Origin of the sequence: Microbacterium sp. P26, from assembly GCF_023712585.1 — a bacterium.
Taxonomy (GTDB): domain Bacteria; phylum Actinomycetota; class Actinomycetes; order Actinomycetales; family Microbacteriaceae; genus Microbacterium; species Microbacterium algihabitans_A.
Genome location: NZ_JAMAXZ010000004.1, coordinates 146636 through 160180 on the forward strand (window position 1 = coordinate 146636; position 13545 = coordinate 160180).

Sequence of the window (13545 nt, forward strand, 5' to 3'; positions counted from 1 at the left end):
TCGCGGGCGCCCCGTCCCCCGTCCCCCCACAGAAAGACTTCATCGTGACCCAGCCCCTTCGCATCGCCATGATCGGTGCGGGATTCATGGGCGCCGCGCATTCCCAGGGATGGCGCGTCGCCCCTCGCTTCTTCGATCTCCCCCTCGCCCCCGAGATGAGCGTGCTCGTCGGGCGCGACGCGGCCCGCACGCGGGCCGCCGCAGACACCTGGGGCTGGCAGGAGAGCGCGACGGACTGGCGCGAGGTCATCCACCGCTCCGACATCGACGTCGTCGACATCGTGACCCCCGGCGACTCGCACGCCGAGATCGCGATCGCCGCCCTCTCCGCGGGCAAGCACGTGCTGTGCGAGAAGCCCCTCGCCAACACCGTCGACGAGGCCCGCCTCATGGCCGAGGCCGCCGCGTCGGCCGCCGACAGCGGCATCCGTTCGATGGTCGGCTTCACGTACCGGCGTCTGCCCGCCACGACCTTCGCCCGCGACCTCGTCGCCGCGGGTCGCCTCGGCGACATCCGCCAGGTGCGCGCCGAGTATCTTCAGGATTGGCTGAGCGACGCCGAGGCCCCGCTGACATGGCGACTGCAGAAGGACCGCGCCGGCTCCGGCGCCCTCGGCGACATCGGCGCCCACGCCGTCGACCTCACCGAGTTCATCACCGGGCAGCGCGTGAGCCGCGTCGCCGGTATCCTCGAGACGATCGTCGACGAGCGTCCCGTCCTGGCCTCCTCCTCTGGGCTCTCGGGGTCCGCGGGCATCGGACGCGGAGCCGTCACCGTCGACGACCTCGCCCTCTTCACCGGTCGCCTCGAGGGTGGCGCCCTGGCCTCGTTCGAGGCCTCGCGCTTCCGTCTCGGCCGCAAGAACGCCCTGCGGATCGAGATCGCCGGATCCCTCGGCTCGCTGTCGTTCGATCTCGAGAGCCCGAACGAGCTGCAGTTCTACGACGCCACGCTCCCCGCCGCGGAGCAGGGCTTCCGCCGGATCCTCGTCACCGAGCCCGAGCACCCCTACGTCGCCGCATGGTGGCCCACCGGTCACATGCTCGGCTACGAGCACGGCTTCTCGCACCAGGCGAAGGACTTCGTCGAGGCCGTCGCCGCCGGAGCCGCCCCGACCCCCTCGTTCGCCGACGGCCTGCACGTGCAGGAGGTGCTCGACGCCGTCGCGCGCAGCTCCGAGGCCGAGGGCGTCTGGACCGGCGTCGACGCCGACCTCGCCACCGCTTCTCCCGGGGGCCGCACGTCCGCGGCCTCCTGAATCCGATCCCGGAACCGCACCGACGAAAGGACGCCGCAATGACGCGACCGATCACCCTCTTCACCGGCCAGTGGGCCGACCTGCCCTTCGAGGAGGTGGCCCGTCTCGCCGGCGAGTGGAGCTACGACGGCCTCGAGATCGCCTGCTGGGGGGACCACCTCGACCCGTGGCGGTGGGACGACGAGGCCTACGTGCAGGGCAAGCTCAACGTGCTCGAGCGCAACGGTCTGAAGGTGTGGACCATCTCGAATCACCTCAAGGGCCAGGTCGTCTGCGACGACCCCATCGACCAACGCCACCGTGACATCGTGTCGGACCGCGTGTGGGGCGACGGCGACCCCGAGGGCGTGCGCCAGCGCGCCGCGGAAGAGCTGAAGAACACCGCGCGCCTCGCTGCGAAGCTGGGCGTGAAGACGGTCACGGGCTTCACCGGCTCGAGCATCTGGAAGTACGTCGCGATGTTCCCGCCCGCGACCGAGCAGATGGTGGATGCCGGATACCAGGACTTCGCGAACCGATGGAACCCGATCCTCGACGTGTTCGACGAGGTCGGCGTGCGTTTCGCGCACGAGGTGCACCCCTCCGAGATTGCCTACGACTACTGGACCACCGAGCGGGCTCTCGAGGCCATCGGGCACCGCGAGGCGTTCGGGTTGAACTGGGACCCCTCGCACATGGTGTGGCAGGACATCGATCCGGTCGCGTTCCTGTGGGACTTCCAGGACAAGATCTTCCACGTGCACTGCAAGGACACGAAGAAGCGTCTCGGCAATGGGCGAAACGGGCGCCTGTCGTCGCACCTGCCGTGGGCGGACCCGCGCCGCGGGTGGGACTTCATCTCGACCGGGCACGGCGATGTCCCGTGGGAGGACGCCTTCCGCATGCTCAACGCCATCGGCTACGACGGGCCGCTGTCGGTCGAGTGGGAGGACGCGGGCATGGACCGCATGGTCGGAGCGCCCGAGGCACTCGGATTCGTGCGGAAGCTGTCGTCGTACGAGCCCTCCGGGGCGGCGTTCGACGCGGCGTTCAGTCAGCGCTGATCCGGGGGGGATCGGTCGGAAGCGAAGGAAGGGCCGGATGCCGAGGCATCCGGCCCTTCTCGTGCGCCCGGCGCCATCACGAGAACAGGAGGCGTGACGGGAACAGGTCGATCCGCGCGGTTCCGGCCTGTTCTCGTGGCGTCGTCTGTTCTCGTCGCGGCGCCCCGCGCCGAGCGAGGCGACCGCGCCAGGCGAGGCGACCCGCGCCGGGCGCAGCGGCCGCGAACGACGTCGTGCCCCGCGTCAGACGTCGTGCGCCGTGTCAGACGCCGAGACCGCGCAGCACCAGGTCACGGACGCCCGCGGCGGGCAGCGACGCGGCGTCGGGCAGCAGGTCGGCGTCATTCGTGACGAGAAGGGGCCCGTCGTCTCGCGACGACGACAGTCGGCCGTGCGTCCCGCGTACCCACGAGGGGTCGAGCGGCACCGTGCTCATCGCGTAGCGCAGGCCCAGCTTCTTCTTCACGAGGTTCACGCCGGCCTTGGCCTTGGCAAGGCGGTCGGCGGGGTCGAAGAACAGCTCGGCCGGATCGTATCCGGGCTTCCGGTGGATGTCGACGCCCCGGGCGTACTCCGGGGCGAGCTCGTCGTCGAGCCAGAAGTAATAGGTGAACCACGCACCGGGCTCGGCTACCACTACCAGTTCACCGGAGCGCTCGTGGTCCAGGCCGTACCGCGCCTGCGCGTCACGGTCGAGAACCTCGTCGACACCCTCGAGTCCACGCAGCAGCGCCGTCACGCGGGGGAGGTCAGCGGCATCCGGAACGTAGACATGGGCGACCTGGTGGTCTGCGACGGCGAACGCCCTTGAGGTCCAGGGGTCGAGCTGTTCCCGACCGTCCTGCACGTACACCTCGAGCAGTCCCTCGCGGCGCAGGGCGCGGTTGACGTCGACGGGGCGCGAGGCCTGTTCGATGCCGTACTCCGACACCGCGACGATGCTGTATCCGCGGTCGAGCGCGTCGGTGAGCAGGGGCGCGATCGCATCGTCGAGCTCGCGCGCCGCGCGATCGGCCTCGGGGCCGTTCGGGCCGAACCGCTGCAGGTCGTAGTCGAGGTGCGGCAGGTACGCCATCGCCAGGTCGGGTGCCGGACCCCACCGCTCGGTGATGACGCCGCGCGTCGCTTCGGCGAGCCACGCGCTGCTCCGGATGGTCGCAGTCGGGCCCCAGTACTGGAACAGCGGGAACTCACCCAGCACCCCGACCAGTTGGTCGTGCAGCGCGGCCGGCCGGACGTACGCGTCGGGGCTCTTCCGCCCGTCGGCGTGGTAGATCGGGCGCGGGGTCACGGTGATGTCGGTCGTCGCCCCCATCGCGAACCACCAGCCGAGGTTGGCGGTGGTGAGCTCTGGGCGCGAGCGCCGCGCGGTCTCCCACACCTTCTCGCCGGCGACGAGCTTGTTGTGTTGGCGCCACAGGAGAGGGTCGCCGAGGCCGCGGAAGTGCCAGCCGTTGCCGACGATTCCGTGTTCGCGCGGCATGGTGCCGGTGAGCATGGTCGATTGCACACTGCACGTGACGGCCGGGAGGATCGTGTCGAGCCCCAGGTGCCCGCCGGCGCGGCCGAGCGCGGTGAGTCGGGGCATCGCGGCGAGTGTGCGAGGGGTGAGCCCCACGATGTCCAGCAACAGCACCTTGCTCATACCGGGCTCCCGTCGTCGATTCCGGATGCCGTGATCCCGGCCAGTGCCCGCGGCAGGTGCGCGCGCGCCCAGCGCAGCTCGGCCGCGATCCCGCTCACGAGCGTTTCGGGCTGCAGCTCTTCGGGCAGCACCGACCAGGTGTAGGTCTCGACGTCGAGGTGGGCGTCATCGCCGCCGGGGGCCTCGAGGACCGCTTCGACCGCGGCGAGCAGCACCTCGGTCGTGGCGCGGAGGGGTGCTGCGGGACGCGCGTGCAGAGGGATGTGGACGTGCACGCGCCAGGCGCGGTCGGTCGGCCAGGGCGCGGCAGCGTCGAGCACCTCGGGGAGGTCGTCGGCGGAGCGCCGACCGCCGGCCTCGCGCACCTGGTGGACGTAGCGTTCCTCGGCGAAGGACCGGAGCGCGTCCGCCGTGCGGGGGTCGGCGGGGTCGGGCACCTCGAGAGCGACCGAGGCCTGCACCTTGACGATGCGGACACCGGCGGCGGTGGCCGCGGCGACCGCTCCGGCGGGGTCGGCGAACGACACCGCGAGGTGGCAGGTGTCCACGCACAGCCCGAGACGGCCCTCGGCGATCAGGTGCGGGCGGGCGCCGAGCCAGGCCACCACGTCGCCGATGTCGCCGAGGATGCAACCGGGCTCGGGTTCGATCGCCACGCGAACGGTCCGGCTCGTCTCGCGCTCCAGCGCGGCGAGGCCCTCGACGAGTCCGGTGAGGTGCTCGTCGGCGGCGCGGTCCGCCGCGGCATCCCACCCCGCTCTCCATCCCAGCGGGAGCGTCGAGATGCTGCCCTCTGCTCCGGCGGGGAGAAGCGCCGCGAGGGCGCGCGCGCAGTCGAGCGTGTACTCCAGGCGCTCGCGCGTGGTCCAGTCGGGGCGGTACACCGCGAGCTTGACGACGTCGTCGTGGAACCCGCGGTACGGGAATGCGTTGACCGTGCGCAGCTCCAGTCCGTTGCGCGCGAGGGCATCGGCGAGGAGGCCTCGGGCCCGCGGGTCGCCGGAGAGGAGGGATGCCACGCCCACCGGCATCCACAGTCCGACGCCCAGACGGTCGAGGCCCGCCGCCCGGCGGACGGGACCGGCGTGCTCTTCGAGCTGGCGGACGATGCCGGGGAGGTCTTCGGCGGGGTGGACGTTGGTGCAGTACGACAGCTCCATCCTCACGCCCCCTGGCGCGACGCCATGCCGCGCAGCACGGAGTTGCCGGCGAACAGCTCGGGCCCCTGGCTCGCGGGAGCGAAGCCCTCGATCGGGTCGGTGTTCACACGGCCGCTCTGCGCGTAGAAGTCGCGCGGGTTGCGCCAGAGGATCCGGTCGACGTCGTCGTCGCTGAATCCCGCGTCGAGCATGGCCAACCCCGTCTTCGCCGTCTTGAGCGGATCGGAGCGACCCCAGTCGGCCGCGGAGTTCACGATGACGCGGTCGAGCCCGATGCGCTGCATGATGGCGACGACGCGCTGCTCGTCCATCTTGGTGTCGGGGTAGATCGAGAAGCCCATCCAGGCGCCGCTGTCGGCGACCGCGTCGACGCAGGTCTCGTTGAGGTGGTCGACGAGCACGCGCTGCATCGGAATTCCGGACTCGGCGACCACGTCGAGCGTGCGCTGCGTGCCCACGGTCTTGTCGCGATGCGGGGTGTGCACGAGCACGGGGAGGTCGAACTCGATGCCGAGGGCGAGGTGTTGGCGCAAGATCTCGTCTTCCTCCGGGGTCATCGAGTCGTAGCCGGTTTCGCCGACGGCGACGACCCCGTCCTTGGCGAGGTATGTCGGCAGCTCGGTCATGACCTCGCGGCAGCGCGCGTCGTTCGCCTCTTTCGGGTTGAGCGCAATGGTGCAGTGGTGCCGGATGCCGAACTGCGCCGCGCGGAACCTCTCCCACCCGATCAGCGCGTCGAAGTAGTCGAGGAACGACCCCACGCTCGTGCGCGGCTGGCCGAGCCAGAACGCCGGCTCCACCAGGACGCGCACGCCCGCGTCGTACATGGCCTCATAGTCGTCGGTGGTGCGGGCGGACATATGGATGTGGGGGTCGAAGATGCGCATGTCAGGCCCTTTCGCGAGCACGGAGGAAGGAGAGGTCGTCGGGCACGGGGCGGCCCGCGGCGCGGCGCTCGGCGGCGAAACGCTCCGCCATCGCGGCGAGTTCGTCATCGGCGCGGGCGTCGAGGGCGACGACGACGGAGAGGGGGATGCCGAGGAACACGCACTTCAGCACGCCGTGGCGCCACGCGTGGTCGTCGAGGTGATCGGCGGCGAAGCGCCCGAGGGCGGCGGCGACAAGCCGCGTGTCGTTGGCGCGGAGGGCGTCCGCGACGAGCTCCAGACCGGCTTCGCGCCAGGCCGCGGTGGGCGCGGGGATCGCGTCGAGGCCGCGCAGCACCCCGCGCCGCTCGGCGTCGTCGCCGCGACGGTACAGTGCGATCGCCACGGCGGGGTCGGCCCCGCTGTCGGCCAGGCCCGCGATGAGAGCGGCACGGGCGACGTCGTCGGCGGTCGGGGCGAACGGTGCGCGGGAGAGGGGGTCCCGCCCCACCTCGCGACCCGCCGCGGCGAACAGGCGCGCGGTGCGGGTGGCATCCATGCGCACCTGCTCGACAGCCCGGGCGGTCCAAGGATGGAGGGGCTGCGCGTCCGGGACCGACCGGGGTCCGACCGCACTCCGCGTCGGGGCGATGACCGATCGCTCCCCCGCCGCGACCAGCGCGGCCATGCTCGACGCGGCGAGCTCGGGGGCCGCGTGCGCGTGCCGCGGCAACTCCACCGCGACCACGCCGCTGTAGTCGATCTCGCGCAGTGTCGAGAGGGCGGTATCCAGGTCGAGCTCGCCCTCCCCGAACGGGAGGTGCTCGTGTGCGGTGGGGAGCATGTCGTCGGCCTGGACGTTGCGCAGCAGGGATCCCGCCGCCCGCAGAGCACCCACCACCCCGTCGGGCTCGACCACCACGCAGTGACCGAGGTCGACCGTGAGGCCGACGTTCGCGGGATGGCCGAGACGGGCGCGGAGCGCGAGGGCGTCGGCCACCGTCTCGACCAGCATCCCGGGCTCGGGCTCGAGGGCGAGGGTGACGCCCGCGTCGGCCGCGAACGCGGCGAGCTCGACGAGGCGTTCCTCGAGCAGTACGCGCGCCTGATCGGTCGAGACGTCGTCGGGCACGACTCCGCTCCACAGCGAGACGCACTCGGCGTTCAGGATCGCTGCGATCTCGACCGCCCGCCGGAGGAATGCCATGCGTGATGCGGCGTCGCGATCGACCAGGGTCGGCCGGTGCTTGCGCAGGGGGTCGAGCAGGTAGCGGGCGCCCGTCTCGACGACCACGCGCAGCCCCCGGCGGCGGAGGTCCGCGGCGAGCGCCTCGCTCCGTTCGCGCCAATCCGGGGCGAAGGGGTCGAGGTGGGGGTGACCGAGCGTGAGGGCGACCGCGCTGTACCCGTGATGCTGCAGCACGTCGAGGGCGGCGGGCAGCGGGTGATCGGTGAAACCATTGGTGCCGTAACCCCAGGTCCAGCTCATGTGATGTCTCCCGTCGAACGGCGGTGGCCGAGCATCCGGCCGAGGGTCTCGATGCCCAGCAGGGCCGCGGTCGCCAGCGGCGAGCCCGCCCGTGCAGCGAGGGCGGACTGCAGGGGGACGACGGCGCGGATGCCCGCGCGGGTGGCGTCACGTGCCTGCGCTGCCCCGGGGTGACGGGCGACCACCAGCTGACCGGGGAGCACAGCCGTGAGGTAGCGGGCTCCCCCGAGGACGGCGGCGGAGCGGTTCGACCGCCCGAGCAGAGCGGATGCCGCCACGGCGACGCTCGTGGCCACGGCGATGCGACCGGTGGTCGCCGTCGACCCGTCGACCTCGCCCCGCGAGATCGCGGTGACGGCGACCGTGTGGGCGGCGACCGCGCCCGCGGGGACGAGGGCCGAGTGCCAGCCCGGGCCGGCGGCGCCCATCATCACATCGAGCCCGCGGCAGAGGGCCATGACGACCGGACCGGCCGCCGTCGGCTTGAACGTGGCGTCGTAGGCCCACAGCGCCCCGGCGAGCGCGATCGACACCAGACCCGAGCGACGGCCGGCGGCGAACGCCGCGCCCACCCCGAGGGCGGTGAGACCGACGCCCACCGCGAGCGCGCGGTCGCGGCTGATCCGCCCCGAGGGGATGGGGCGCTCCGGGCGTTCGAGCGCATCGATGTCGGCATCCGCCCAGTCGTTCAGCGCCATCCCGGCGCTGTACAGGCAGGCCGACGCGGCCGCGAGCGCGCCGAGGCGCAGGCAACCGTCGCCGCCAGTCCCGCGCGCGCTCAGCGCCCCGACGAGGGCGTCGCCGAGGACGGTGAGCGAGGCGGGGGCGCGGACGAGGTCGAGGTGGTCCGCGACCCGGGTCACGGTGCGGCGACCCGGGCTGCCGCGACGGCGGCTGCGGTCTCGTGCACCCACGAGACGAACTGGGCGGTCTGCTCGCCGAAGCCGTGGACGTCGCTTCCCCACGGATCCTTGAAGAAGCAGCCGAGGGCGGTGACGACCCCCGCGTGGCCCGCACGGGTCGCGAGCGACAGCGCTCGGACCAGGTCGATCACCAGGGGCGCCGCGAGGGCGGAGTCATAGGCGCTCCACGTGGTCTGCAGCGTGACGCGACTGCCGAGGAAGCCGGTCGCGCTGACGTGGTCCCACGCGGTCTTGACGTCGCCGAGGTCGGGCACGTTGTCGATGTGCAGCGGGGTGACGACGTCGTCGCCGACGAGAGCGTGCAGACCGCGGTTCTTCGACACCAGCTTGGAGCGGACGGCCTCGGGGTCGGCCAGGGTCGCACCGTCGCCGCCGCCGAGGAGGTTGGTGCCGGCCCAGGACTGCACACGGAACCCGCGGGCGGTGAACATGGGCGCCAGCACCGTCCGCAGCAGCGTCTCGCCGGTCTTCCCGTCCTGACCCGCGTAGGCGATGCCCGCGCGTTCGGCGCGCTCGCGGAGGACGGGGAGGTTGAGGGATGCCGAGGGGGTGAAGGCGGCATAGGCGGCGCCGGCTGCAATCGCGGCGAGGGCAGCGCGCGAGCTGGGCGGCAGGACCCGCACGCCCGGGGTCGTGAGGGCCGTCTGCAGGAGGGCGTCGTCTTCGAATCCGGGGTGGTACGGCGGAAGGGGCTCGGTGGAGGAGACGTCGATGACGATGACCTCGCGGAGCTCGTGACGCTCGCGGAAATCGACGATGTCGGCCGCAAGGAGGTCGATCTCGTCCTGCTGGGTCGCCGTCATCGTGGGGACGGAGCGGAGGTTCTGCTCGGACTCGCGCAGGCGTTCGGCCACCGCGTCGACCAGGGCCACGGGGAACATCCCGCCGGCAGCCAGCTGTCGCGCGCGCTCCTCGAGCGGGGTCGACGAGATGTCGTGTCCGCCGACGACGATGTCGGCGATCGCGGGGAACTCGTCGACGCGCACCGCGTCGGTCTCCGTCGTAAGGCCGACGGGCGTCGCGACACCCAGGGCGAGGGCGTGGATGCCGAGGGTGGCGGTGGTCGCGAGCGAGCCGCGAGCGCCGATGAACCAGGCGCCGACGTCAGCGGCGCGGCGGGTGTCCGAAATGTTCACGCGGGGGTCCGTTCTTCGTTGAGGGACGTCGAATACCGGGTACGCACGACGGCGCGACTCCGCGTGGGGCGGAAGCCGTTCGAAAGGGGCGCTCCGAGGGGGATGGAGGGCGACCCGGGGTGGGGGTCTCGTCGTCGAGGTGTCCTGGTCTTTCCGACAGTAGTGCCGCTTTTGCGGTATGGCAACCAAAAGATGACAGCTAGATGGGCAGTATTTGCGTTTTATTCGACATCATGGCGGGGCCTGCTCAGCCGCGCACGGCGAGGGCGCGCAGCACCTCGAGCTGGTGCACCGGGCCGCCGCCCTCGTGGCCGTTGTAGGGGTAGACGCGGATGCCCTTCTCGCCGGCCCAGTGGTTGTAGGCCGCGAACACGGTGGAGGGCGGGCACACGGCATCCATCAATCCCACCGAGAACAGTGCCGGAACCCGGGCGCGCGCGGCGAAGTTCACGCCGTCGAGGTACGACAGGGTGCGGAACACCTGCTCCTCGTCGCCGCGCCGGGTCTGTAGGTAGGTGACGAGCTCGCTGTAGGGCGCGGCGTCGGTGATCGAGACGGCACGGCGGATGCCGCTGAGGAAGGGGAAGTCGATCGCGGCGAACCGCAGTCCTTCGCTCAGCGCCGCCGCGGCGAGCGCGATACCGCCGCCCTGGCTCCCACCCCAGACGCTCACGCGCGCACCGTCGATGGCCGGGTGGGCGCGTACAGCGTCGATCGCGAGCACCGCGTCGCAGAACACCCGTCGGTAGTACGCATGGGCGGGGTCGTCGATGCCGTCGGTCAGGCGCCCCGCCGTGTGGGGAGCCGACCCGACAGGATCGGGGGTGGCTCCGGGCAGCGCGCCGCTGCCCTGCCCGCGGGTGTCCATGACGAGAACGGCGAAGCCTGCCGCCGGTAGCAGCGTGTGCTGATGAGCGAGGCCGCGCCCGGAGTTGTAGCCGATGTACTGCACGACGCACGGCAGCGGCCCGTCGACCCCGCGCGGTCGGACGAGCCACGCGCGGATCGGATGCCCGCCGAAGCCGGCGAACTCCACGTCGTCGACGTCGACGCCGCTCACCCGGCTGTCGACCGGGTCGACGGGGGTGAACCGGGGCTCCCACGCCAGCCCGCGCGCTTCGGCGAGCGTGTCGGCCCAGAAGGCGTCGAAGTCGGCGGGCTCGTCCCGGTCGGGGCGGAAGGTCTCCAGCGCACTCAGCGGAAGGTCGAAGTGGGCCACGGGGTCTCCAGAGCGGTCGAGGGGTGCGCGAGCACCCGGGCGATGTGGGCGCGCGTCGCGGAGAACGCACGCTCGAGGACGAGGGGGAGCTCGGGGTACTCGCGGTGGCCGTAGGCGAGCACCTCGAGGTCGAGCGCGGCATCCGGCGCCTGATCGATCGCATTCGCGACGGCGAACTGCCCGGCGGGCGGCACGTGCCGATCGCGCAGGGCGGCTTCGACGCGCACCGGGACGCGCGCGAAGGTGGCCGCGGTCGAGGCGTCGAAGAAGCGCAGCACCTCGCGGGCGCGGGGGTGGCGGGCGACGTGGGCGCGCACGCGCTCGCCGCTGCCCTCGCACGGCATGCGCAGGCGCAGGTCGTACTGTCCGAAGCTCGGCACGACGAGGGTGGCGCCGACGATCCGGTCGTCCCACGACAGGGCGAGGGCGCCCACTCCCCCGCCGAAGCTCTCGCCGACGAGGTACAGCGGCACCTCGCCCGCGAGGGCCCGCAGCGCGGATCCGGCGTGCCACAGATCGACCGCGCATCGCCCGAGCACGTAGTCCTCGATCGAGTGGATGCCGTGCAGCACGTGCCCGTCGGCGGGAGTGGGGGCACCGAGACCCGCGTTGAGCGCGCCCTGACCCCGCGCCACCGGGAAGAACACCGCGGCATCGTCGGGCACGCGATCGAAGTCGGGCCCCTCGCGCCCGCCGTACCCATGACTGTGGACGATGCCGACCCGCGGCGCGATCCCGCCGACGGCCGTGGCGAACCAGCCGCGCACCCGCAGACCGCCCGACACCGTGTGCTCGACCAGCGCGACCTCGCGATCGTCGCGCTGCTCGGTGGAGATCACCCGGGGCTCGGGATCGACGGTCGTCGCCTCGGCGAACCACCCGGCCCACCGCTCGGCGAAGCCGGGCGGTGGCGGCACCGGCGGCACCGCGCGCAGGGCCGGAAGCTCGAAGCCGTAGTCGCCGTCGCCCGAACGGTCGGCGATGACGCCGTTCACCGCGCACCGGCCGTGGAAGACTGGAGGCCCGACCGAGAGGAACGATCGTGCTCGCCGCCGAACGCCGATCCCGCCTGCTGACCGAGGTGCGCCGGCTGGGCGCCGCCGCGGTTCCGGATCTGGCCGCGACCCTGGGCGTGAGCGAGATGACGATCCGCCGCGACCTCGACGTGCTCGCCTCCGACGGCTACGTCGACAAGGTGCGCGGGGGTGCCCGGGTGGCTCGCGCCGACAACTCGCCGCGCACCCTCGCCGCGCAGTCGCGCCGCAACGGCGACGGCAAGCGCGCGATCGCCCGCCGCGCCGCCACGCTCGTCGAGCCGGGCATGTCGGTCGGCCTCGGCGGAGGGTCGAGCACGTGGGCGCTCGCCCGCGAACTGCGCGGCGTCGACGACCTGACGATCGTGACCAACTCGCTGCCGGTCGCCGACGTCTTCGCCCGACCCGACCGCGCCGACGAGCCGTACACGCAGACGGTGGTGCTCACCGGCGGGGTGCGCACCCCCGCCGACGCCCTCGTGGGCCCGGTGGCCGTGGCGTCGCTCGAGCACCTGCACTGCGACGTCGTGTTCCTCGGCGTGCGCGGCATCGACCTGACCGCGGGGCTGACGACCTCGAACCTGCTCGAGGCCGAGACCAATCGCGCCCTCGTGGCCGCGGGTGCCCGCGCCGTCGTGCTCGCCGATCACACCAAGTGGGGGGCGGTCGGGCTCACCACGATCGTCGACCTCAACGAGGTCGACCTCGTCGTGATGGACGAGGGCCTCGATCCCGAGACCGAAGAGACCCTGCGCGCGCACGTGGCCGAGCTCTGGATCGCCGCCGGCGACGACGACGACTGAGCACCGCCCGCCCCCGTGCGGGCTGCGGGCGGTGGAGCGGACGCTCACCGCGCCGTGCTCGCGCGGGCGACGACCGCGGCGTCGACGACGATGTGCCGTATCGGCACGTCGGCGCCGGGCCGCGCCGACATCTGTCGTTCGAGCTCGGTGAAGGCCGCCTCCACGATTCCCTCGTCGTCGGGGGCGACCGACGAAAGCGCGGGTACCGAGAACCGCGCCGCGTGCACGTTGTCGATGCCGATCACCGCGACGTCGGCGGGAACGGCGAGGCCGCTCTCGTGCAGCGCGGCCAGCACGCCGAACGCGACCGAGTCGTTCGAGCAGACCACGCCGTCGAAGCGCGTCCCCGTCGCGTGCAGACGGCGCAACGCCGCCGCCCCCTCCTCGGAGGTGAAAGCGTCGACCGAGACGATGAGCCCCGGTTCGTCGGCGAGACCGAGCCGCGCGACGGCGTCGCGGTAGCCGGTGAAACGCTGGTCCGCGGCATCCGAGGGTCGCGAGAGTCGGGGGCCGAGGAACGCGACGCGGCGACACCCGGCCTCGGCGAGGTGGGTGGTGGCGAGGTCGGCGGTGCGGCGGTTGTCGATCGACACGTGCGTGAACGGACTCACCGCGATGTGCTCGCCCAGCAGCACCAGGGGCCCGGGGTCGGTGCGGCGGGTGAGGTCGCCGACCGTGAGCGAACGGGGGATGTGGATGAGGCCGTCGGTGGCCGGGAGCCCGACGCCGTTGGCGACGTCGATCTCGCGCTGATGGTCGCCTTCGGTCTGCTGGATGAGGATCGACAGCCCGCGCGCCTCGGCCCCTCGCGCCAGCAACGTCGTCAGCTCGGCGAAGTAGGGCTCTTCGAGGTTGGGCACGGCGAGCGCCACGATGCCGGTGCGCTCGCGCCGCGTGAGCGGCGACGACCGACGCGCGACGGAGGAGGTGTCGGGCATGGCGGTGCTCCTCGTCGAGGACCGGGCGGC

Annotated in this window: 12 protein-coding genes; 3 read left to right on the plus strand and 9 right to left on the minus strand. The window is 72.5% G+C overall.

Annotation, left to right across the window (positions count from 1 at the left end; all coding sequences use genetic code 11):
• Nucleotides 1–68 precede the first annotated feature (68 nt).
• Nucleotides 69–1259, plus strand: coding sequence for a Gfo/Idh/MocA family protein (locus tag M3667_RS09920; RefSeq protein ID WP_251507936.1), 1191 nt, complete (start codon nucleotides 69–71; stop codon nucleotides 1257–1259).
• A 38-nt stretch (nucleotides 1260–1297) separates the two neighbouring features.
• Nucleotides 1298–2302, plus strand: coding sequence for a sugar phosphate isomerase/epimerase (locus M3667_RS09925; RefSeq protein ID WP_251507697.1), 1005 nt, complete (start codon nucleotides 1298–1300; stop codon nucleotides 2300–2302).
• Between the two features lie 262 nt (nucleotides 2303–2564).
• On the opposite strand, the gene M3667_RS09930 is transcribed toward M3667_RS09925, so the two are convergent.
• The 8 genes from M3667_RS09930 to M3667_RS09965 form a co-directional block, all read right to left on the minus strand.
• On the minus strand, nucleotides 2565–3947 hold the full coding sequence (locus M3667_RS09930; protein ID WP_251507698.1) for a nucleotide pyrophosphatase/phosphodiesterase family protein: 1383 nt from the start codon (nucleotides 3945–3947) through the stop codon (nucleotides 2565–2567).
• Nucleotides 3944–5107 carry a metabolite traffic protein EboE gene (eboE, locus tag M3667_RS09935; protein ID WP_251507699.1) on the minus strand — a complete coding sequence of 388 codons (1164 nt, stop codon included), beginning with the start codon at nucleotides 5105–5107 and terminating at the stop codon, nucleotides 3944–3946. The genes M3667_RS09930 and eboE overlap by 4 nt, the downstream gene beginning before the upstream one ends.
• A gap of 2 nt (nucleotides 5108–5109) precedes the next feature.
• The gene (locus M3667_RS09940) at nucleotides 5110–5994 is read right to left on the minus strand and encodes a TatD family hydrolase (protein WP_251507700.1); all 885 of its coding nucleotides are present in this window, start codon (nucleotides 5992–5994) and stop codon (nucleotides 5110–5112) included.
• Between the two features lies 1 nt (nucleotide 5995).
• The gene (locus M3667_RS09945) at nucleotides 5996–7462 is read right to left on the minus strand and encodes an EboA domain-containing protein (RefSeq protein WP_251507701.1); all 1467 of its coding nucleotides are present in this window, start codon (nucleotides 7460–7462) and stop codon (nucleotides 5996–5998) included.
• Complete coding sequence (locus M3667_RS09950) at nucleotides 7459–8325, minus strand: SCO3242 family prenyltransferase (protein ID WP_251507702.1); 867 nt, start codon at nucleotides 8323–8325, stop codon at nucleotides 7459–7461. Before M3667_RS09950 ends, M3667_RS09945 begins: the two co-directional genes overlap by 4 nt.
• Nucleotides 8322–9521, minus strand: coding sequence for an inositol-3-phosphate synthase (locus M3667_RS09955; protein ID WP_251507703.1), 1200 nt, complete (start codon nucleotides 9519–9521; stop codon nucleotides 8322–8324). The genes M3667_RS09950 and M3667_RS09955 overlap by 4 nt, the downstream gene beginning before the upstream one ends.
• A gap of 247 nt (nucleotides 9522–9768) precedes the next feature.
• Nucleotides 9769–10740 (minus strand): acetylxylan esterase, encoded by a 972-nt coding sequence (locus M3667_RS09960; RefSeq protein ID WP_251507705.1) that lies wholly within the window; start codon nucleotides 10738–10740, stop codon nucleotides 9769–9771.
• The gene (locus M3667_RS09965) at nucleotides 10716–11735 is read right to left on the minus strand and encodes an acetylxylan esterase (protein WP_251507706.1); all 1020 of its coding nucleotides are present in this window, start codon (nucleotides 11733–11735) and stop codon (nucleotides 10716–10718) included. Before M3667_RS09965 ends, M3667_RS09960 begins: the two co-directional genes overlap by 25 nt.
• A 47-nt stretch (nucleotides 11736–11782) precedes the next feature.
• Here M3667_RS09965 and M3667_RS09970 point away from each other — a divergent pair, with 47 nt between their 5' ends.
• A complete protein-coding gene (locus M3667_RS09970) occupies nucleotides 11783–12577 on the plus strand; it encodes a DeoR/GlpR family DNA-binding transcription regulator (protein WP_251507707.1) in 795 nt (264 codons plus the stop codon).
• A gap of 44 nt (nucleotides 12578–12621) precedes the next feature.
• On the opposite strand, the gene M3667_RS09975 is transcribed toward M3667_RS09970, so the two are convergent.
• A complete protein-coding gene (locus tag M3667_RS09975) occupies nucleotides 12622–13515 on the minus strand; it encodes a LacI family DNA-binding transcriptional regulator (protein ID WP_251507708.1) in 894 nt (297 codons plus the stop codon).
• Nucleotides 13516–13545: the final 30 nt, after the last annotated feature.

What these genes read in the sequence shown, in the direction of transcription:
- M3667_RS09930 (WP_251507698.1), bottom strand. Translation starts at nt 3,947, where the DNA reads ATGAGCAAGGTGCTGTTGCTGGACATCGTGGGGCTCACCCCTCGCACA.
- M3667_RS09945 (WP_251507701.1), bottom strand. Translation starts at nt 7,462, where the DNA reads ATGAGCTGGACCTGGGGTTACGGCACCAATGGTTTCACCGATCACCCG.
- M3667_RS09925 (WP_251507697.1), top strand. Translation starts at nt 1,298, where the DNA reads ATGACGCGACCGATCACCCTCTTCACCGGCCAGTGGGCCGACCTGCCC.
- eboE (WP_251507699.1), bottom strand. Translation starts at nt 5,107, where the DNA reads ATGGAGCTGTCGTACTGCACCAACGTCCACCCCGCCGAAGACCTCCCC.
- M3667_RS09920 (WP_251507936.1), top strand. Translation starts at nt 69, where the DNA reads ATGATCGGTGCGGGATTCATGGGCGCCGCGCATTCCCAGGGATGGCGC.
- M3667_RS09940 (WP_251507700.1), bottom strand. Translation starts at nt 5,994, where the DNA reads ATGCGCATCTTCGACCCCCACATCCATATGTCCGCCCGCACCACCGAC.
- M3667_RS09975 (WP_251507708.1), bottom strand. Translation starts at nt 13,515, where the DNA reads ATGCCCGACACCTCCTCCGTCGCGCGTCGGTCGTCGCCGCTCACGCGG.